Genomic DNA, 19,191 nt, shown 5'->3' with positions numbered 1-19,191 from the left:
ATCAAAGGGACACCATGAAGCAAAAGCGGATCCTCGAGAAGCCTCGTCTTCTGGGCATCGTCTGGCCGTTTATCGCTGTTGTGCTGTTACAGGCACTGCTCGGCTGCGTCAGCTTGTACATGATGTCCGCAGTTCGTAGCTACATCGGCGGTGAGAGCCTGTGGTCGAAGGGCCAGAAAGACGCCATTTATTATCTGAATCTCTACGCCAACAGCCGCGACGACATCAACTACCTGAAATACCAGCAGGCGATCGCCATTCCCCAAGGCGGTCATGACTTGCGCCTCGCCATGGATCAGCCGGTGCCCGACATCGCGCGCGCCAAGGCCGGCATTCTTCAGGGTGGTAACCATCCCGACGATGCGCAGAGCATCATCTGGCTCTATCTGAACTTCCAGCACTTCAGTTACCTGGAAAAGGCCATCGACCTGTGGAAAGTCGGTGACAACTACCTGGTGCAGCTCGATGAAGTCGCCCGTGAAATGCACGCCCGGATTCAGGAAGGCAACGTCACCAACAGTGAAGTCCTGGGCTGGCGCCAACGCATCAGCGCCATCAACGAAGGCGTTACCCCGGCGGCCATGGCTTTCAGCGACGCACTGGGGGAGGGCTCGCGGGTCATCCTGCGGATTCTGCTGGTGGTCAACCTCGCCACGGCGCTGTGCCTGATCATCCTTGCGCTGCTGCGCACTCATAAACTGCTGGAGCAGCGCCACGCCTTTGCGATCGCGCTGCAGATGGAAAAAGAGCGCGCGCAGATCACCCTGGAGTCCATCGGCGACGGCGTCATCACCACCGATGTCGACGGCTCCATCGTCTACATGAACCCCGCCGCCGAGCTCATGACCCACTGGAAGAACGAGCAGGCGGCCGGTCTGCCGCTGGCCGCGCTGTTCAGCCTGCTTGACGAGAACGATCAGAAAGACACCTCGACCCTGATCGAGCGCATGCTCAGTGGCAGTCTGGGCGGCGGCAGTGAAAGCTCTCGACTGATTCAGCGCCTGGACGGCAGCACCGTTTCGGTCGCGCTGGTCGGCTCGCCGATCCGCACCGAAGGCAAAGTCAGTGGCGCGGTGCTGGTGTTGCATGACATGACCCAGGAGCGTCAGTACATCGCCAATCTGTCCTGGCAGGCGACCCACGATGCCCTGACCGGACTGACCAATCGCCGCGAATTCGAGTACCGCCTCGAGCTGGCCCTCAACGGCCTGGCCGAGCAGCCGGCGCGGCATGCATTGATGTTCCTTGACCTTGATCAGTTCAAGCTGGTCAACGACACCAGCGGTCATGCTGCGGGTGATGAACTGCTGCGGCATATTTGCACGCTGCTGCAGCAGGGCGTGCGCGAAGGCGATACGCTGGCGCGTCTGGGCGGCGACGAGTTCGGCATCCTCCTCGAACACTGCGCGCCGGAGGCCGCCGAGCGGGTTGCCGAGAGCCTGCGGCAAACCGTGGAAAGCCTGCACTTTGTCTGGAAAGGCCGGCCGTTTGTCACCACCGTCAGCATCGGTCTGGTGCACATCGACGAGGTCCCGACCACGCTGGAGACCTCGCTGCGCGCCGCCGACATGGCCTGCTACATGGCCAAGGAAAAAGGCCGCAACCGGGTTCAGGTCTACCACGACGACGACTCTGATCTGTCCACCCGCTTTGGCGAAATGGCCTGGATTCAGCGCCTGCACATGGCCCTCGAAGACAACCGCTTCTGTCTGTACTCCCAGGAAATTGCAGCACTGGGCCGCAACGCCGTGCAAGGCCCTGGCCATATCGAGATTCTGCTGCGGCTGCGCGACGAGTCCGGGCGCATGATCCTGCCGGACAGTTTCATCCCTGCCGCCGAGCGCTACGGCATGATGACCACCCTGGACCGCTGGGTCGTGCAGCACGTGTTCATGATCATCGCCGACTGTCTCAAGTCCGGACACGGCAAAGGGCCGATGGCCGTGTGTGCGATCAACCTGTCCGGGACCAGCATTGGCGACGACGCCTTTCTTGAGTATTTGCGACAGCAGTTCCAGATCTATGCAATCCCTCCTGAACTTATCTGTTTTGAAATCACCGAAACCAGTGCGATCGCCAATCTGGGCAGCGCCATTCGGTTCATCAATGAGCTTAAAAGTCTGGGATGCCGTTTCTCCCTGGATGACTTCTGTGCAGGCATGTCGTCATTCGCTTACCTGAAGCACTTGCCTGTGGACTTCCTGAAGATTGATGGCAGTTTCGTAAAAGACATGCTCGACGATCCGGTCAACCGGGCGATGGTGGAAGTGATCAACCATATCGGGCACGTGATGGGCAAACAGACGATCGCCGAGTTCGTCGAAAGCCCACAGATAGAGCAGGCGTTATTGGAAATCGGTGTGGACTACGCTCAGGGTTATGTTATCGAGCGACCGCAATTATTCACCTGTGAATGTCTGCACGCACGGCCCGCGAGGCAGACCCCACTGTTGTTCAGCGCTCCCGGGACTTTTCGCTGAACACACCCTACGCAACTTACATAAGGAGCTACACAGTGATCGATATGTTCATTAGAACCGGTCCGCTGATGGATGCCAGCAGTTACCCCGCTTGGGCACAGCAATTGATTGACGATTGCAGTGACGCCAAGGCCAAGGTGGTAGGGCATGAACTTTATCAACGCATGCGTGACGGGCGGCTCAGTTCTAAGACCATGCGCCAGTACCTCATTGGAGGCTGGCCGGTCGTCGAACAGTTCGCGGTCTATATGGCGCATAACCTGACCAAAACCCGATTCGCCCGACACCCGGGCGAAGACATGGCGCGACGATGGTTGATGCGCAACATTCGCGTCGAACTCAACCACGCCGATTACTGGGTCAACTGGAGCGCCGCCCACGGGGTGACGCTGGAAGACTTGCAGGCGCAGTTGGTGCCCTCGGAACTCCACGCATTGAATCACTGGTGCTGGCACAGTTGTTCGTCGGATTCGCTGGTGGTCGCCATCGCGGCGACCAACTACGCCATCGAAGGCGCCACCGGTGAATGGTCGGCGGTGGTCTGCTCCCAGGACACCTACGCGGACATGTTCCCGCCGGAGACACGAAAGCGGGCAATGAAGTGGCTGAAGATGCATGCGCAGTACGACGATTCCCACCCCTGGGAAGCGCTGGAGATCATCTGCACCCTGGCCGGAAACAACCCCAGCGAGCAGTTGCAGAGCGACCTGCGAATGGCGGTCTGCAAGAGCTATGAGTACATGTTCCTGTTCCTTGAGCGGTGCATGACGCTGGAACGGTCGCAGGAAGGTAACGGCTCGGTTCGTGAACACCGGATCCCCGCCCGCGCCTGATCGGTCAGCCCGCCATTTCCAGGCGGTTGCGGCCCTTACGCTTGGCGGCGTACAGGGCCGTGTCGGCTCGGCGTAACATACTGTCGGACGATTCGCCCGGCAGCAGCGTCGAGCAACCGAGGCTGACGGTCAGATCCAGAGGCCGTCCTGTCACCGGATAACTGAGTTGCAGTGCCGCACTGCGCAGGCGTTCGCCCACCAGCGCGGCTGACTCACGGCTGGTATTGGTCAGCACGATGAGAAATTCCTCACCGCCGAATCTGAACACCTGATCGATATTGCGCAGGCGATCCTTGACCGCGTTGGTCACCGCGCGCAGCACTTCATCGCCCGTGGCATGGCCATGGGTGTCGTTGATGCCCTTGAAGTGGTCGATGTCGAGCATCAGCACCGACAGCGGTTGTTGCTGGCGGCGTGCGATTTCGAACTCGCGAATCAGCGACTGCTCCATCGCGATCCGGTTACCGGCGCCGGTCAGCGGGTCACGCAGCGCACTCAAGCTGGCGTGGCGGTACAGCAGGGCGTTGCGCAGGGGATACAGCAGGCTGGACAGCAACGATTCGAGTTGCTCCAGCTCATCCTCGGCGAAACGGTGGTCGCGCTGGAACGACAGCTCGCCCAACTGCTCGCCTTCGTGGGTCATGCGGTAGATAGCGCTGTGGCGGGCGCGCTCCCCAAGTTCCAGGCGCAGATCGGTGGGCAGGTGTTTGTAGCTGAGGGCATTCAGCGGGATGAGTTGCTGAACGCTCTGGAAAAGCATCGACAGGATCTTGTCCGCTTCGAGGCTGGTCTGCAGTTGCAGATCGAGCTGACGCCTGAGCTGCTCGTAATCGAGGGCAGGCCGGACGAGGCTGTGGGGCGGCGCGAAACCATGGCGTTGCAGCCGGGCGCTGTCGAAATCTATGGCATTGGTGTTGGTTGGAAAACTCATGGCTCCGCTCCTTCGCCTCTACGGGCTTGAAATGGAGAGAGCGAAACTCGTGCCAATTCGACTGCCTTCGTGAAAAGTATTGTCAATCAATAAGTTGCGGCGGATTGTGACAGGTTTGATACCTTTCCGCGCCTTGGATTTGACTAACGTATCGATCCTGAAGGCATTCGGCTACACAAGACGGCAGGAAACTGCCGAGTGGGAGGTACCCGGCGTTGTCTGATATGCAGATGAGGGCGCGCGTTCGGGAGCGCCCCTTGCGGTTAGCGGACGACTTGCCCCGGGTCAGCGGGTCTGCGCATCCAGTGCCTGTCCGTTGATGCCTTTGCTGTCCGGGCCCATCAGGTACAGATACACCGGCATGATTTCGTCCGGCGTCGGGTTGCGGGTCGGATCTTCCGCCGGGTACGCCTGGGCGCGCATGTCGGTGCGGGTTGCGCCCGGATTGATACTGTTGGCGCGTAGCGACCCAAGCCCGTCGATCTCGTCGGCCAGCGTCTGCATCAGCCCTTCGGTGGCGAACTTGGACACGCCATAGGCGCCCCAATACGCGCGGCCTTTGCGCCCGACGCTGCTGGAAGTGAAGGCGATGGACGCGTCACCCGAGAGCTTGAGCAGCGGCAGCAACGCGGTGGTCAGCATGAAGGTGGCGTTGACGTTGATGTGCATCACCTGCATGAACTGCTCGCCGGTGAGCTGCTCGATCGGCGTGCGCGGGCCGATGATCGAGGCATTGTGCAACACGCCATCGAGCCGGCCGAACTCCGCTTCGATCATCGCGGCGAGTTCGTCGTATTGATGGGGCAGCGCGCGCTCGAGATCGAACGGGATGACCACCGGCTGCGGATGACCGGCGGCCTCGATCTCGTCGTACAGAGCGCTCAGGTTCGCTTCGGTCCTGCCCAGCAGCAAGACCGTCGCGCCGTGGGCGGCGTAGGTTCTCGCGGCAGCGGCACCGATGCCACGGCCAGCGCCGGTGACCAGAATCACCCGATCCTTGAGCAGATCGGGGCGGGGGGAATAATTGAACATGGGGGCTCCTTCATCACACGTAGTCAAGCGGTAAAACGCAGTGTGTGGCTGGCGGCACTACTGTGGGAGCGAGCTTGCTCGCGAATGAATTTGGATTCACTAAAGATGCGACGGATGTGCCGTCCTCTTCGCGAGCAAGCGCGCCCCCACAAGTCCGGCGGTGTAACCAAGATATCGAGTCCACCCCGATCCTGTGGGAGCGAGCTTGCTCGCGAATGTATTCTGGATTCACTAAAGATTCGACGGATGTGTCGTCCTCTTCGCGAACAAGGTGGAGCGCCACCCCGATCGTCCCACAAGGGATTTCATTCGGTCTCAAATCAGCAGCTGCACAACGCATCATCCAGCACCCGGCGCAGCTCCAGCGGGTGATCCACCACCACGTCCGCGCCCCAGTGATCGGGATTGTCGTTGGGATGGATGTAGCCATAGCGTACGGCGGCGGTCTTAGTGCCGGCGTCGCGGCCGGATTCGATGTCACGCAGGTCATCGCCCACGAACAGCACGCTGGCGGGGTCCAGATCGAGCATCTTGCAGGCCAGCAACAGCGGCTCCGGGTCGGGTTTGCTCTTGGTCACATGGTCCGGGCAGATCAGCACCGCGGAACGCTCCGACAAGCCCAGCTGCTCCATGATCGGCTGAGCGAAACGCACCGGCTTGTTGGTCACCACGCCCCAGATCAGCTTGGCTTTTTCGATGTCGGCGAGCAATTCGGCCATGCCGTCGAACAGCTTGCTGTGCACGGCGCAATCGGTCTGATACCGCGCCAGAAACTCCAGGCGCAGCGCCTCGAATTCCGGCGCCTCGGGGGACATGGCGAACGCCGCCGAGACCATCGCCCTGGCCCCGCCGGAGATCTCGTCGCGAATCAGTTTGTCGTCCACACGCGGGAAGCCGCGTTCGGCCAGCATCGCCTGGCAGATCGCGATGAAGTCCGGCGCGGTGTCGAGCAGCGTGCCGTCCATGTCGAAGAGAACTGCCCTCAAGCGCATGGCTCAGACGCCCCGCAGTGTCTGGATCATGTAATTGACGTCGACATCGGACGCCAGCTTGTAGTGCTTGGTCAGCGGGTTGTAGGTCAGGCCGATGATGTCCTTGACCTGCAGCCCGGCATCGCGGCTCCACGCGCCCAGCTCGGAAGGGCGGATGAATTTCTTGAAGTCATGGGTGCCGCGCGGCAGCAGGTTCATGATGTATTCGGCGCCGATGATGGCGAACAGGTACGCCTTCGGGTTGCGGTTGATGGTGGAGAAAAACACCTGACCGCCCGGCTTGACCATCTTGTAGCAGGCGCGAATCACCGACGACGGGTCCGGCACGTGCTCCAGCATTTCCAGGCAGGTCACGACATCGAACTGCTCGGGCATTTCGTCGGCCAGCGCTTCGGCGGTGATCTGCCGGTATTCTACGTTCACCCCAGATTCGAGCTGATGCAGGCGCGCCACGGCCAGCGGCGCCTCGCCCATGTCGATGCCGGTCACGGTGGCGCCGCGCAAGGCCATGGCCTCGCTCAGGATGCCGCCGCCGCAGCCGACGTCGAGCACCTGCTTGCCGGCCAGATTCACGCGCTCGTCAATCCAGTTCACCCGCAGCGGGTTGATATCGTGAAGCGGCTTGAACTCGCTGTTGCGATCCCACCAGCGATGGGCGAGGGCCTCGAATTTGGCGATTTCGGCGTGGTCGACGTTGCTCATGTGTGATCCTCAAAAACTTGAATTCGGTGTCCGGCCACGGTATCTGACCGTGGCGGTGCTCAATGGGTCAGGCTTTGTCTGCCGCGATGCGGTCGCCCCAGGCTTTGGCGGTTCGGGTCAGCGCTTCCTCGTCCATGCGGGTCAGGCGTTTGTCCTGCAGCAATGGCTTGCCGGCGACCCAGACGTGGGTCACGCAATCGCGCCCCGTTGCATAAATAAGTTGTGACACCGGGTCGTAGACCGGCTGTTGCGCCAGGCCCGAGAGGTCGAACGCGACCATGTCGGCGGCCTTGCCGATCTGCAGCGAACCGGTGTGATCGTCAATGCCCAAAGCGCGGGCGCCGTTCAGCGTGGCCATGCGCAGCGCACGGTGGGCGTCCAGCGCGGTGGCCGAGCCGGCCACCGCTTTCGCCAGCAGCGCGGCGGTGCGGGTTTCGCCGAGCAGGTCCAGGTCATTGTTGCTGGCCGCGCCGTCGGTGCCGATGGCGACGTTGACTCCGGCCTGCCACAGGCACTCGACCGGGCAGAAGCCGCTGGCCAGTTTCAGGTTCGACTCGGGGCAGTGAATGACGCTGGAGTTGCTTTCGACCAGCATCGCGAGGTCGTCATCGCTGATCTGGGTCATGTGCACCGCCTGGAAACGCGGGCCCAGCAGGCCCAGACGCTGCAGCCGCGCGAGGGGCCGTTCCTGGCGTTGCTGAACGGCCTCGTGTACTTCAAAGGCAGTTTCGTGAACGTGCATCTGGATCATTGCGTCCAGTTCATCGGCGATGACCCGGATCTTCTCCAGGTTCTCGTCGCTGACGGTATAAGGCGCGTGGGGGCCCATGGCGATCTTGATGCGGTCGTGGTGGGCCAGATCGTTGAACAGCTCGATGCCGATGTGCAGGGATTCGTCGCTGTTGCGCGCGCCGGGTATCGGGAAGTCCAGCACCGGCACAGTGATCTGTGCGCGAATGCCACTGTTATGGACCCGCTCGCAGGCGACCTTCGGAAAGAAATACATGTCGGAGAAGCAAGTGATGCCGCCTTTCAACTGCTCGGCGATGGCCAGATCGGTGCCGTCGCGGACGAAATCCTCATCGACCCATTTCGCCTCGGCCGGCCAGATATGATCCTGCAGCCAGGTCATCAGCGGCAGATCGTCGGCCAGACCGCGAAATAGCGTCATCGCCGCGTGGCCGTGGGCGTTGATCAGCCCGGGACTGAGCAGCATGCCCGGCAGCTCGCGCACTTCGATGGCCGGCTGGCGCAGGGCCTCGGCGCGGGGGCCGATGTAAACGATCAGGCCATCGCGAATGCCGATTCCGTGCTGCTTCAACACAACGCCGGCGGGTTCGACCGGTACCAGCCAGTCCGGCAGCAACAACAGGTCGAGCGGGGCAGCGGAATGGGGCATGGGGCGGGCATCCAATGGCTTATTACGGGGACGGCGAAGTATACCCGAGCGTCTTCGCAGGCGGCTCGCTATAATCGGCGGCTTTTTAAGGTGCTGGCGATTTGCTTCTTTGCACCGTCGCTGTGGCGGCAGCTTTTCAAAAATTCATCAAGTGGGGTGTGCAATGCGCGATCGATTACTGGCTGCGGAGAAGGTAAAGGCCATCGATTGGCGGGACGGCACGTTGCATCTGCTGGATCAGCGGGTCCTGCCCTTCGAAGAAACCTGGCATCCCTACACCACAGCTGAAGGCGTGGCCGAAGCCATCCGCACGATGGTTGTGCGCGGCGCGCCGGCCATCGGCATCAGTGCGGCCTACGGCATCGTGTTGGCGGTCATTGACCGGTTGGCCGAAGGCGGCGACTGGCAAATGGCCCTGGAAGAAGATTTCGACCTGCTGGCCAACTCCCGGCCCACGGCGGTCAACCTGTTCTGGGCGCTGAATCGCATGCGTGAACGCCTGTATCGCCTGAAGGATCACGAAGATCCGCTGAAGGTCATGGAAGCCGAAGCTGTGGCCATTCACTTGAGCGACCGCGAAGCCAACCTGACCATGGCGCAACTGGGTGCCGAGCTGATTCGCAAGCACCAGGGCAATCTGCAGACCGTGCTGACCCACTGCAACACCGGCGCACTGGCCACAGGTGGCTTCGGTACGGCGCTGGGCGTCATCCGCGCGGCACACCTGGAAGGCATGATCGAACGCGTCTACGCCGACGAAACCCGTCCCTGGCTGCAGGGCTCCCGTCTGACCGCGTGGGAATTGGTCAACGAAGGCATTCCGGTCACCCTCAACGCCGACTCCGCGGCCGCGCACCTGATGAAAACCAAAGGCATCACCTGGGTCATCGTGGGCGCCGACCGCATCACCGCCAACGGCGACGTCGCCAACAAGATCGGCACTTACCAGTTGGCGGTGGCGGCGATGCACCACGGCGTGCGCTTCATGGTCGTGGCGCCGAGCTCGACCATCGACATGAACCTTGCCAGTGGCGACGATATTCCCATCGAAGAACGCGACGGCCGCGAATTGCTGGAAGTCGGCGGCAAGCGCGTGGGTGCCGACGTCGACGCCTTCAACCCGGTGTTCGACGTCACGCCCGCCGATCTGATCGACGCCATCGTTACCGAGAAGGGCATCGTCGAACGCCCCGACGCGACCAAAATGGCCCTGTTGATGTGTCGCAAACGCCTGCATTGATCACCCTGCAGCCAATAATGCCATTCGTCGTCAAACGCGCTATCGGGCTCTGTGAGCGCGTCTCAGGCGTCTGTTGGCGAAATGGCGTGTTCACGGCGCCTGCAAAGACTTCGTGCCTGACGGCGATTGTGGTACCATCCGGCGGTTTCCACAGGGGCGCATGGCGACCCATATGACTGCGCACATTCATGGCATAACTCGCTGATTTGTCGTAAGTCGTTGCCTGACAATCGTCGGCAGCGGCAAGCCTTGTTCATCCCGGATGGCTGAGCGAGGTTTCACCAGAAAAAGGAATCAGGCTTCTCATGGGCGAACTGGCCAAAGAAATCCTCCCGGTCAATATCGAAGACGAGCTGAAGCAGTCCTACCTCGACTACGCGATGAGCGTCATCGTCGGACGAGCTCTGCCCGATGCGCGCGACGGCTTGAAGCCCGTGCACCGGCGGGTACTGTTCGCGATGAGCGAACTGGGTAACGACTGGAACAAGCCGTACAAGAAATCCGCCCGTGTGGTCGGTGACGTTATCGGTAAGTACCACCCGCATGGCGACACTGCGGTCTACGACACCATCGTTCGTATGGCCCAACCCTTTTCCCTGCGCTACCTGCTGGTAGACGGCCAGGGCAACTTCGGTTCGGTGGACGGCGACAACGCCGCTGCCATGCGATACACCGAAGTGCGCATGACCAAGCTGGCCCATGAGCTGCTGGCCGACCTGCACAAGGAAACCGTGGACTGGGTGCCGAACTACGACGGCACCGAACAGATCCCCGCGGTCATGCCGACCCGTATTCCCAACCTGCTGGTCAACGGCTCCAGCGGCATCGCCGTGGGCATGGCGACCAACATTCCGCCGCACAACCTCGGTGAAGTCATCGACGGCTGTCTGGCGCTCATCGACAACGGCGACCTCACCGTCGACGAGTTGATGCAGTACATCCCCGGCCCCGACTTCCCGACCGCCGCGATCATCAACGGCCGTGCCGGCATCGTCGAAGCCTACAAGACCGGTCGTGGCCGCATCTATATGCGCGCCCGTTCCATGGTCGAAGACATCGACAAGGTCGGTGGTCGCCAGCAGATCGTCATTACCGAGCTGCCGTACCAGCTGAACAAGGCCCGTCTGATCGAGAAGATCGCCGAGCTGGTCAAAGAGAAGAAGCTCGAAGGCATCACCGAGCTGCGCGACGAGTCCGACAAGGACGGCATGCGCGTGGTCATCGAGCTGCGTCGCGGCGAAGTGCCGGAGGTCATCCTCAACAATCTCTACGCCCAGACCCAGCTGCAAAGCGTCTTCGGTATCAACATCGTTGCGCTGATCGACGGCCGTCCACGCATCCTGAACCTCAAGGACCTGCTGGAAGCCTTCATTCGTCACCGTCGCGAAGTCGTTACCCGCCGCACTGTGTTCGAGCTGCGCAAGGCCCGCGAGCGTGGTCACATCCTCGAAGGTCAGGCAGTTGCCCTGTCGAACATCGACCCGGTCATCGCCCTCATCAAAGCCTCGCCGACGCCGGCTGAAGCCAAAGAAGGTCTGATCAGCACGCCGTGGGAATCCAGCGCCGTGGTCGAGATGGTCGAGCGCGCAGGCGCCGAATCGTCCCGCCCGGAAAACCTCGATCCTCAGTACGGCATGCGTGACGGCAAGTATTTCCTGTCGCCGGAACAGGCCCAGGCGATCCTTGAGTTGCGTCTGCACCGCCTGACCGGTCTGGAGCACGAAAAGCTGCTGACCGAGTACCAGGAAATCCTGACTCAGATCGGCGAGCTGCTGCGCATCCTCAACAGCGCCACGCGCCTGATGGAAGTCATCCGCGAAGAGCTCGAGCTGATTCGCGCCGAATACGGCGATGTGCGTCGCACCGAGATTCTCGATGCGCGCCTGGACCTGACCCTCGGCGACATGATCCCCGAAGAAGAGCGCGTCGTGACCATCTCCCACGGTGGCTACGCCAAGACTCAACCGCTGGCCGTCTATCAGGCCCAGCGTCGCGGCGGCAAAGGCAAGTCGGCCACCGGCGTCAAGGATGAGGACTACATCGCTCACCTGCTGGTCGCCAACAGTCACACCACGCTGCTGATGTTCTCCAGCAAAGGCAAGGTGTACTGGCTCAAGACCTACGAGATCCCGGAAGCGTCCCGCGCTGCCCGTGGTCGTCCGCTCGTCAACCTGTTGCCGCTGAGCGAAGGCGAATACATCACCACCATGTTGCCGGTCGACCTCGAAGCCATGCGCAAGCGCGCTGACGAAGAAGAAGCCGAAGGCGTGGACGCCGACGCCGAAGACCTTGAGAACAGCAACGAGACCGAAGAAGAGCGCAAGGCGCGCATCAAGGCCGCCGACAAGAAGAAGGCGCCGTTCATCTTCATGTCGACCGCCAACGGTACTGTCAAGAAGACCCCGCTGGTGGCGTTCAGTCGTCAACGCAGCGTCGGCCTGATCGCGCTTGAGCTGGACGAGGGCGACATCCTGATTTCCGCAGCCGTCACCGATGGCGAGCAGGAAATCATGTTGTTCTCCGACGGCGGCAAGGTCACCCGCTTCAAGGAATCCGAAGTGCGCGCCATGGGCCGTACGGCTCGCGGTGTGCGCGGCATGCGTCTGCCTGAAGGGCAGAAGCTGATTTCGATGCTGATTCCGGAGCAGGGCAGCCAGATCCTCACCGCTTCCGAGCGTGGCTACGGCAAGCGCACCGCGATCACTGAGTTCCCTGAGTACAAGCGTGGCGGTCAGGGTGTTATCGCCATGGTCAGCAACGAACGTAATGGCCGTCTGGTCGGCGCGGTTCAGGTGCAGGACGGCGAGGAGATCATGCTGATTTCCGACCAGGGCACGTTGGTGCGTACCCGCGTTGGCGAAGTGTCGAGTCTGGGCCGCAACACCCAGGGCGTGACCCTGATCAAACTGGCCAAGGACGAGAAGCTGGTCGGTCTGGAGCGCGTGCAGGAGCCATCGGAAGTCGAGGGCGAAGAGCTGGAAGGCGAAGCGTTCGAGGGAGAAGAGGTTGATGGCGACGTGATTAGCGCCGTCGACACCGACGAGTCCGCTGATGATGTGCAGGCGGATCCCGCGGCTGACGAAGAAGAGCCCCAGGAGTAACGCTTAAAGGGGGCTGGTGACAGCCCCCTCTCTTAGAATGATGGAATAGATACAGTCCCTGTTCTGCACTTCCCCGCATTTCACCCGTTCCAAATTAATTCAGTGACACGACGAGAGTGGATATGAGCAAGCGAGCCTTTAACTTCTGCGCAGGTCCTGCCGCGCTCCCTGAAGCTGTTCTGCTGCGTGCCCAGGCCGAACTTCTGGACTGGCACGGCAAAGGCCTGTCCGTCATGGAAATGAGCCATCGCAGCGACGAGTTCGTCTCCATCGCCACCAAGGCGGAGCAGGATTTTCGCGATCTGCTGTCTGTCCCCTCTAATTACAAAGTGCTGTTTCTTCAAGGTGGCGGCAGTCAGCAATTCGCTCAGGTTCCGTTGAACCTGCTGCCGGAAAACGGCAGGGCGGACTACATCGACACCGGCATCTGGTCGCAGAAAGCCATTGAAGAAGCATCGCGCTACGGCAATATCAATGTCGCCGCCAGCGCCAAACCCTCCGATTACTTCGCCATTCCCGGCCAGAACGAGTGGACGCTGTCGAAAGACGCGGCCTACGTTCACTACGTGCCCAACGAGACCATTGGCGGTCTGCAATTCAACTGGATTCCGGATACCGGCGACGTGCCGCTGGTCGCCGACATGTCTTCGGACATCCTCTCGCGCCCTGTCGACGTCTCGCGTTTCGGCATGATCTTCGCCGGCGCCCAGAAGAACATCGGCCCGAGTGGCATCGTCGTGGCAATCATCCGTGAGGACCTGCTGGGTCGCGCGCGTTCGCTGTGCCCGACGATGCTCAATTACAAGGTCGCGGCCGACCACGGCTCCATGTACAACACGCCACCAACGCTGGCCTGGTACCTGTCCGGTCTGGTCTTCGAATGGCTGAAAGAGCAGGGCGGCGTCGAGGCCATGGCCACGCGCAATGAACTCAAGCAGCGCACGCTGTACGACTTCATCGACGCCAGCGGTCTGTACAGCAACCCGATCAACCCGTCCGACCGCTCGTGGATGAATGTGCCCTTCCGTCTGGCCGATGATCGCCTGGACAAGCCGTTCCTCGCGGGTGCCGAAGCGCGCAACCTGCTCAACCTCAAAGGCCACCGTTCTGTCGGCGGCATGCGCGCGTCCATCTACAATGCCATCGACCTCAGTGCGGTCAACGCCCTGACCGCGTACATGGCAGAGTTCGAGAAGGAACACGGCTAATGTCTGAACAAGAGCTCAAGGCACTGCGGGTCCGCATCGACAGCCTGGACGAAAAGGTTCTCGAACTGATCAGCGAGCGCGCCCGCTGCGCCCAGGAAGTGGCGCGGGTCAAAATGGCCGATCTCCCGGCTGGCGAGGTGCCGGTGTTCTATCGGCCCGAGCGTGAAGCGGCGGTGCTCAAGCGCGTCATGGAGCGTAACCGTGGTCCGTTGAGCAACGAAGAGATGGCGCGGCTGTTCCGCGAAATCATGTCCTCGTGCCTGGCGCTGGAGCAGCCGCTCAAGGTCGCCTATCTCGGCCCTGAGGGCACCTTCACCCAGGCGGCGGCGCTGAAGCATTTCGGCCACGCCGTGATCAGCAAGCCCATGGCAGCGATCGACGAAGTGTTCCGTGAAGTGGTCGCCGGTGCGGTCAACTTCGGCGTGGTCCCGGTGGAGAACTCCACCGAAGGTGCGGTCAACCACACCCTGGACAGCTTTCTTGAGCACGACATGGTCATCTGTGGCGAAGTCGAGCTGCGCATTCACCATCATCTGCTGGTGGGCGAAAACACCAAGACCGACAGCATCAGCCGCATCTATTCCCACGCCCAGTCCCTGGCCCAGTGCCGCAAGTGGCTGGACGCGCATTACCCGAACGTCGAACGCGTCGCCGTGGCGAGCAACGCCGAAGCGGCCAAGCGGGTCAAGGGTGAGTGGAATTCGGCGGCGATCGCCGGTGATATGGCGGCGGGCCTTTATGGTCTGACACGGATTGCCGAGAAGATCGAGGACCGCCCGGACAACTCCACGCGCTTTCTCATGATCGGCAATCAGGAAGTGCCGCCGACCGGCGACGACAAGACGTCGATCATCGTCTCCATGAGCAACAAGCCGGGCGCGCTGCATGAGCTGCTGGTGCCTTTTCACCAGAACGGCATCGACCTGACGCGCATCGAAACGCGTCCCTCGCGAAGCGGTAAATGGACCTACGTGTTCTTCATTGATTTCGTCGGCCACCACCGCGACCCGCTGATCAAGGCCGTTCTAGAGCAGATCAGTCAGGAAGCCGTGGCGCTCAAGGTGCTGGGTTCTTATCCGAAAGCAGTGCTTTGATCCTGCGACCGGACTTGCAGCCCCACGGGTTTTTCTGAAGAGGTAAAGCGGTACATGAGCGGCGACTTCCTCGCGCTGGCACAGCCCGGCGTGCAAAAACTATCGCCTTACGTTCCCGGTAAGCCGGTGGACGAACTGGCGCGTGAACTGGATATCGATCCGGCGCGCATCATCAAGCTGGCGAGCAACGAAAACCCCATGGGCGCCAGCCCCAAGGCGTTGCAGGCGATCAAAGACGCACTGGCGGAGTTGACCCGCTACCCGGACGGCAACGGTTTCGAGCTCAAGCAGCGCTTGTCGCAAGCCTGTGGCGTGCAACCCGAGCAAGTGACGCTGGGCAACGGCTCCAACGACATTCTGGAAATCGTCGCCCGCGCCTACCTGGCGCCGGGGCTCAATGCGGTGTTCAGCGAACACGCATTCGCCATTTATCCGATCGTCACCCAGGCCGTGGGCGCCACCGCCCACGTCGCCAGGGCGAAAGAGTGGGGTCACGATCTCCCGGCCATGCTCGCCGCCATCGACAGCAACACCCGGGTCGTCTTCATCGCCAACCCGAACAACCCCACCGGGACCTGGTTCGGGCCGAATGCATTGGCTGACTTCCTCGCGCAGGTGCCCGAGAATGTGCTGGTCGTTTTGGACGAGGCCTACATTGAATACGCCGAGGGCGCTGACCTGCCTGACGGCCTCAACTTCCTGAGCGATTACCCGAACCTGCTGGTGTCGCGTACGTTCTCCAAGGCCTATGGCCTGGCCTCTTTGCGCGTTGGCTATGCCCTGTCCTCGCCGGTCGTGGCCGACGTGCTGAACCGCTTGCGTCAGCCATTCAACGTCAACAGCCTCGCACTGGCCGCTGCCTGCGCCGCGCTGGACGACGTTGACTATGTTGCGCAAAGCCGTCAGTTGAATGAAGCCGGCATCCAGCAGCTGGAAGCAGGGCTTGGTCAGATGGGCCTGAGCTGGATTCCTTCCAAAGCCAATTTCATTGCCGTTGACCTGGGCCGCGAAGCCGCTTCGGTCTACGAAGGATTGCTGCGCGAAGGCGTGATCGTTCGCCCGATCGGCGGTTACGGCATGCCCGATCACCTGCGGGTGAGTATTGGTCTGCCAGCCGAGAACAGTCGTTTCCTCGAGGCGTTGAGCAAGGTTCTGGCGCGTGGTTGATGTCACGTCGCTGCAACCCGCTGTGCCTGTGATCGGCCGCCTGGTGGTGGTCGGCCTCGGCTTGATCGGAGGATCGTTCGCCAAAGGGTTGAAGGAAAGTGGCCTGTGCCGCGAAGTCGTGGGTGTCGATCTCGACCCGCAATCGCGCACGCTGGCCGTCGAACTGGGCGTGGTCGATCGCTGTGAAGACAATCTCGCTGCCGCCTGCGTGGGGGCTGACGTCATTCAGTTGGCTGTGCCGATTCTGGCCATGGAAAAACTCCTCGGCGTGCTGGCAGGCCTGGGCCTGGGCAATGCCGTGCTGACCGATGTCGGCAGCGCCAAAGGCAATGTGGTCCGCGCTGCCCGCGAAGCGTTCGGCGTGATGCCGGCGCGCTTCGTGCCCGGCCACCCGATTGCCGGCTCCGAGCAGAGCGGGGTGGAAGCGTCCAACGCCGAGCTGTTCAAGCGGCACAAAGTCATCCTCACGCCCCTGGCCGAAACCGATCCTTCGGCGCTGGCGCTGGTTGATCGTCTCTGGTCGGCTCTGGGCGCGGACGTCGAGCACATGCAGGTCGAGCGCCACGATGAAGTGCTCGCGGCGACCAGTCATCTGCCGCACCTCCTGGCGTTCGGTCTGGTGGATTCGCTGGCCAAGCGCAACGAAAATCTCGACATATTCCGTTATGCGGCGGGCGGCTTCCGCGACTTCACGCGCATTGCCGGCAGTGATCCGGTGATGTGGCATGACATCTTTCTGGCGAACCGCGAGGCCGTGCTGCGCACCCTCGACACCTTCCGCAGCGACCTTGATGCGCTGCGCGACGCTGTGGATGCAGGCGATGGCCACCAATTGCTCGGTGTGTTCACCCGCGCCAGGGTCGCCCGGGAGCATTTCGGCAAGATCCTCGCCCGTCGTGCCTACGTTGAAAAAACCTCAGGCGCCGACCTCATCTTTATTGCCCAGCCGGGTGGCGTTGTCCGGGGGCGGGTTCGCGTGCCGGGTGACAAGTCGATCTCGCACCGCGCGATCATGCTCGGCTCCCTGGCCCAAGGCACCAGCGTCGTCGAGGGTTTTCTCGAAAGTGAGGACGCGCTGGCGACCTTGCAGGCATTCCGCGACATGGGCGTGGTCATCGAAGGGCCGCACCACGGTCGCCTGACCATTCATGGCGTCGGCCTCAACGGGCTTCAACCGGCGCCGGGGCCGCTTTATCTGGGTAACTCGGGCACGTCGATGCGGCTGCTCTGTGGCCTGTTGGCCGCGCAGCGCTTTGACAGCGTGCTGACCGGCGATGCCTCTTTGTCACGCCGTTCGATGACCAGCGTCGTCGACCCGCTGCGCCAGATGGGCGCCGTGATCGAAACCGCAGAAGACGGCCGGCCGCCGCTGACCCTTCGCGGCGGGCAAGGTCTTCAGGCCATCCGCTGCGACATGCCGTTGCCCAGCGCTCAGGTGAAATCCGCGCTGTTGCTCGCCGGTCTCTACGCAAATGGCACAACGATGGTGCATGAGCCGGCGCCGACCCGGGACCACACCGAGCGCATGCTGCAAGGCTTCGGTCATTCGGTTGCTGTTCATGACGAGACAGTGGCGCTGCAGTCAGGGGTTGAACTCAAGGCGGCACCCATCGAAGTGCCCGGCGATATCTCCTCGGCGGCGTTCTTTCTGGTGGCAGCGTCCATCGCCGAAGGCTCCGACCTGATTCTGGAAGGCGTGGGCGTCAACCCGACGCGCTCCGGCGTTATCGATATCCTGCGCCTGATGGGCGCGGACATTACGCTGCACGATCCGCGCGATGCGGGCGGCGAGCCGGTGGCTGATCTGCACGTGCGTCCTGCGCGCCTCTTGGGTATCGACGTTCCACGGACGCTGGTGTCTTTGGCGGTCGACGAGCTTCCAGCACTCTTTATTGCCGCCGCGTGCGCGGAAGGGCGAACAGTGTTTAACGGTGCCCAGGGCTCACGCGTCAGGGAATCCGGCCGTCTTGAGGCCATGGCCGACGGTCTGGCGACGCTCGGTGTAAACGTTGAATCGACCGCAGATGGCATCATTATTGATGGTGGAACCGTCGGCGGTGGTGAAATCAATGCGCAGGGTGATCACCGTATCGCCATGGCATTCAGTATCGCGTCGCTGCGCGCGGCCGGCCCGATCCACATCCGGGACTGCGCCAATGTGGCGACTTCATTTCCCAGTTTCCTGACGCTGTGTGCTCAGGTGGGTATTCGTGTAACGCAAGAGGGGCAATCGTGAAAGTTCAAGCTCCGGTCATTACGATCGACGGACCCAGCGGTTCCGGGAAGGGCACGGTGGCCGGCAAGCTGGCCAAACGTCTGGGCTGGTCCCTGCTGGATTCAGGCGCGCTGTATCGGCTGCTGGCCTTCGCCGCGGTCAATCATGGCGTCGACCTGACCAATGAAGAAGCATTGAAGCTGCTGGCTGCGCATCTGGACGTGCAATTCATGGCAGCGACCGACGACCACGGTCAGCGAATTATCCTGGAAGGGGAGGACGTCACGTCAGCCATCCGCAATGAGCATGTCGGCAGTGGCGCGTCGCAGGTGGCCTCGTTGCCGGCTGTTCGCGAAGCACTGCTGCAGCGCCAACGGGCTTTTCAGGAGTTTCCAGGCCTGATCGCCGACGGCCGCGACATGGGCACGGTGGTTTTCCCCGGGGCGCCATTGAAGATTTTTCTGACGGCCAGCGTCGACGAGCGTGCCCGTCGGCGATATTTGCAGTTGAAGGCCAAGGGTGACGATGTTAGTCTGCCGAGTCTGCTAGATGAGATCCGTGTCCGCGACGAGCGTGACACCCAGCGAGCGGTAGCCCCGCTCAAGCCGGCGCATGACGCCATTCAGCTGGATTCCACCGAATTGTCCATCGAGCAGGTGCTTGAACGCATCCTGAGTGAAGTCGCACTCCGCGATCTCGCCGGATGACCAGAAAGCCATGTGGGAGACCAGTCATAGTCCCGCAGGCTTTCTTTCATATGAACGAAACCCACGTTGTCTGGAGCGTGGCAGATGGGC

14 protein-coding genes are annotated in these 19,191 nt (G+C 61.8%); 9 read left to right on the top strand and 5 right to left on the bottom strand.

Features of this window, described 5'->3' with window-relative positions:
• Positions 1–14: 14 nt before the first annotated feature.
• On the top strand, positions 15–2,480 hold the full coding sequence (locus QWI20_RS17220) for an EAL domain-containing protein (RefSeq protein ID WP_369306475.1): 2,466 nt from the start codon (positions 15–17) through the stop codon (positions 2,478–2,480).
• A gap of 35 nt (positions 2,481–2,515) precedes the next feature.
• Positions 2,516–3,313: a TenA family transcriptional regulator gene (locus QWI20_RS17215; protein ID WP_369306474.1), complete on the top strand. Its 798-nt coding sequence runs from the start codon at positions 2,516–2,518 to the stop codon at positions 3,311–3,313.
• A 4-nt stretch (positions 3,314–3,317) separates the two neighbouring features.
• Here the strand turns inward: QWI20_RS17215 and QWI20_RS17210 are convergent, their stop codons facing one another.
• From QWI20_RS17210 to QWI20_RS17190, 5 genes are all read right to left on the bottom strand, one after another.
• Positions 3,318–4,244 (bottom strand): GGDEF domain-containing protein, encoded by a 927-nt coding sequence (locus tag QWI20_RS17210; RefSeq protein WP_282367524.1) that lies wholly within the window; start codon positions 4,242–4,244, stop codon positions 3,318–3,320.
• Between the two features lie 285 nt (positions 4,245–4,529).
• Complete coding sequence (locus QWI20_RS17205) at positions 4,530–5,276, bottom strand: YciK family oxidoreductase (protein WP_369306473.1); 747 nt, start codon at positions 5,274–5,276, stop codon at positions 4,530–4,532.
• A 320-nt stretch (positions 5,277–5,596) separates the two neighbouring features.
• On the bottom strand, positions 5,597–6,268 hold the full coding sequence (gene mupP / locus QWI20_RS17200; RefSeq protein WP_369306472.1) for an N-acetylmuramic acid 6-phosphate phosphatase MupP: 672 nt from the start codon (positions 6,266–6,268) through the stop codon (positions 5,597–5,599).
• Between the two features lie 3 nt (positions 6,269–6,271).
• Complete coding sequence (gene ubiG / locus QWI20_RS17195) at positions 6,272–6,970, bottom strand: bifunctional 2-polyprenyl-6-hydroxyphenol methylase/3-demethylubiquinol 3-O-methyltransferase UbiG (RefSeq protein WP_369306471.1); 699 nt, start codon at positions 6,968–6,970, stop codon at positions 6,272–6,274.
• Between the two features lie 67 nt (positions 6,971–7,037).
• Positions 7,038–8,369: a TRZ/ATZ family hydrolase gene (locus QWI20_RS17190; RefSeq protein ID WP_369306470.1), complete on the bottom strand. Its 1,332-nt coding sequence runs from the start codon at positions 8,367–8,369 to the stop codon at positions 7,038–7,040.
• Between the two features lie 163 nt (positions 8,370–8,532).
• On the opposite strand from QWI20_RS17190, the gene mtnA reads away from it, so the two are divergent.
• The 7 genes from mtnA (at position 8,533) to cmk (ending at position 19,101) form a co-directional block, all read left to right on the top strand.
• Positions 8,533–9,609 (top strand): S-methyl-5-thioribose-1-phosphate isomerase, encoded by a 1,077-nt coding sequence (gene mtnA / locus QWI20_RS17185; RefSeq protein WP_369306469.1) that lies wholly within the window; start codon positions 8,533–8,535, stop codon positions 9,607–9,609.
• Positions 9,610–9,914: 305 nt separating this feature from the next.
• The gene (gyrA, locus tag QWI20_RS17180; RefSeq protein ID WP_369306468.1) at positions 9,915–12,710 is read left to right on the top strand and encodes a DNA gyrase subunit A; all 2,796 of its coding nucleotides are present in this window, start codon (positions 9,915–9,917) and stop codon (positions 12,708–12,710) included.
• Between the two features lie 122 nt (positions 12,711–12,832).
• A complete protein-coding gene (gene serC / locus QWI20_RS17175) occupies positions 12,833–13,918 on the top strand; it encodes a 3-phosphoserine/phosphohydroxythreonine transaminase (RefSeq protein WP_369306467.1) in 1,086 nt (361 codons plus the stop codon).
• Complete coding sequence (gene pheA / locus QWI20_RS17170) at positions 13,918–15,012, top strand: prephenate dehydratase (RefSeq protein ID WP_369306466.1); 1,095 nt, start codon at positions 13,918–13,920, stop codon at positions 15,010–15,012. Before serC ends, pheA begins: the two co-directional genes overlap by 1 nt.
• 54 nt (positions 15,013–15,066) lie before the next feature.
• The gene (gene hisC, locus QWI20_RS17165) at positions 15,067–16,179 is read left to right on the top strand and encodes a histidinol-phosphate transaminase (RefSeq protein ID WP_369306465.1); all 1,113 of its coding nucleotides are present in this window, start codon (positions 15,067–15,069) and stop codon (positions 16,177–16,179) included.
• A 28-nt stretch (positions 16,180–16,207) separates the two neighbouring features.
• Positions 16,208–18,415 carry a bifunctional prephenate dehydrogenase/3-phosphoshikimate 1-carboxyvinyltransferase gene (locus QWI20_RS17160; protein WP_369306553.1) on the top strand — a complete coding sequence of 736 codons (2,208 nt, stop codon included), beginning with the start codon at positions 16,208–16,210 and terminating at the stop codon, positions 18,413–18,415.
• The gene (gene cmk / locus QWI20_RS17155; RefSeq protein ID WP_065992981.1) at positions 18,412–19,101 is read left to right on the top strand and encodes a (d)CMP kinase; all 690 of its coding nucleotides are present in this window, start codon (positions 18,412–18,414) and stop codon (positions 19,099–19,101) included. Before QWI20_RS17160 ends, cmk begins: the two co-directional genes overlap by 4 nt.
• Positions 19,102–19,191 lie beyond the last annotated feature (90 nt).

This window comes from Pseudomonas sp. W2-17, from assembly GCF_041060445.1.
In the GTDB taxonomy this organism is placed as follows: Bacteria; Pseudomonadota; Gammaproteobacteria; order Pseudomonadales; family Pseudomonadaceae; genus Aquipseudomonas.
Note: the sequence above shows the minus strand (reverse complement) of the source record. Positions and strands in the feature narration are given on the sequence as shown.

Coding starts and splice junctions, on each gene's coding strand:
- pheA (WP_369306466.1), top strand. CDS start 13,918: ATGTCTGAACAAGAGCTCAAGGCACTGCGGGTCCGCATCGACAGCCTG.
- QWI20_RS17205 (WP_369306473.1), bottom strand. CDS start 5,276: ATGTTCAATTATTCCCCCCGCCCCGATCTGCTCAAGGATCGGGTGATT.
- QWI20_RS17210 (WP_282367524.1), bottom strand. CDS start 4,244: ATGAGTTTTCCAACCAACACCAATGCCATAGATTTCGACAGCGCCCGG.
- ubiG (WP_369306471.1), bottom strand. CDS start 6,970: ATGAGCAACGTCGACCACGCCGAAATCGCCAAATTCGAGGCCCTCGCC.
- mtnA (WP_369306469.1), top strand. CDS start 8,533: ATGCGCGATCGATTACTGGCTGCGGAGAAGGTAAAGGCCATCGATTGG.
- mupP (WP_369306472.1), bottom strand. CDS start 6,268: ATGCGCTTGAGGGCAGTTCTCTTCGACATGGACGGCACGCTGCTCGAC.
- QWI20_RS17220 (WP_369306475.1), top strand. CDS start 15: ATGAAGCAAAAGCGGATCCTCGAGAAGCCTCGTCTTCTGGGCATCGTC.
- QWI20_RS17190 (WP_369306470.1), bottom strand. CDS start 8,369: ATGCCCCATTCCGCTGCCCCGCTCGACCTGTTGTTGCTGCCGGACTGG.
- serC (WP_369306467.1), top strand. CDS start 12,833: ATGAGCAAGCGAGCCTTTAACTTCTGCGCAGGTCCTGCCGCGCTCCCT.
- hisC (WP_369306465.1), top strand. CDS start 15,067: ATGAGCGGCGACTTCCTCGCGCTGGCACAGCCCGGCGTGCAAAAACTA.
- gyrA (WP_369306468.1), top strand. CDS start 9,915: ATGGGCGAACTGGCCAAAGAAATCCTCCCGGTCAATATCGAAGACGAG.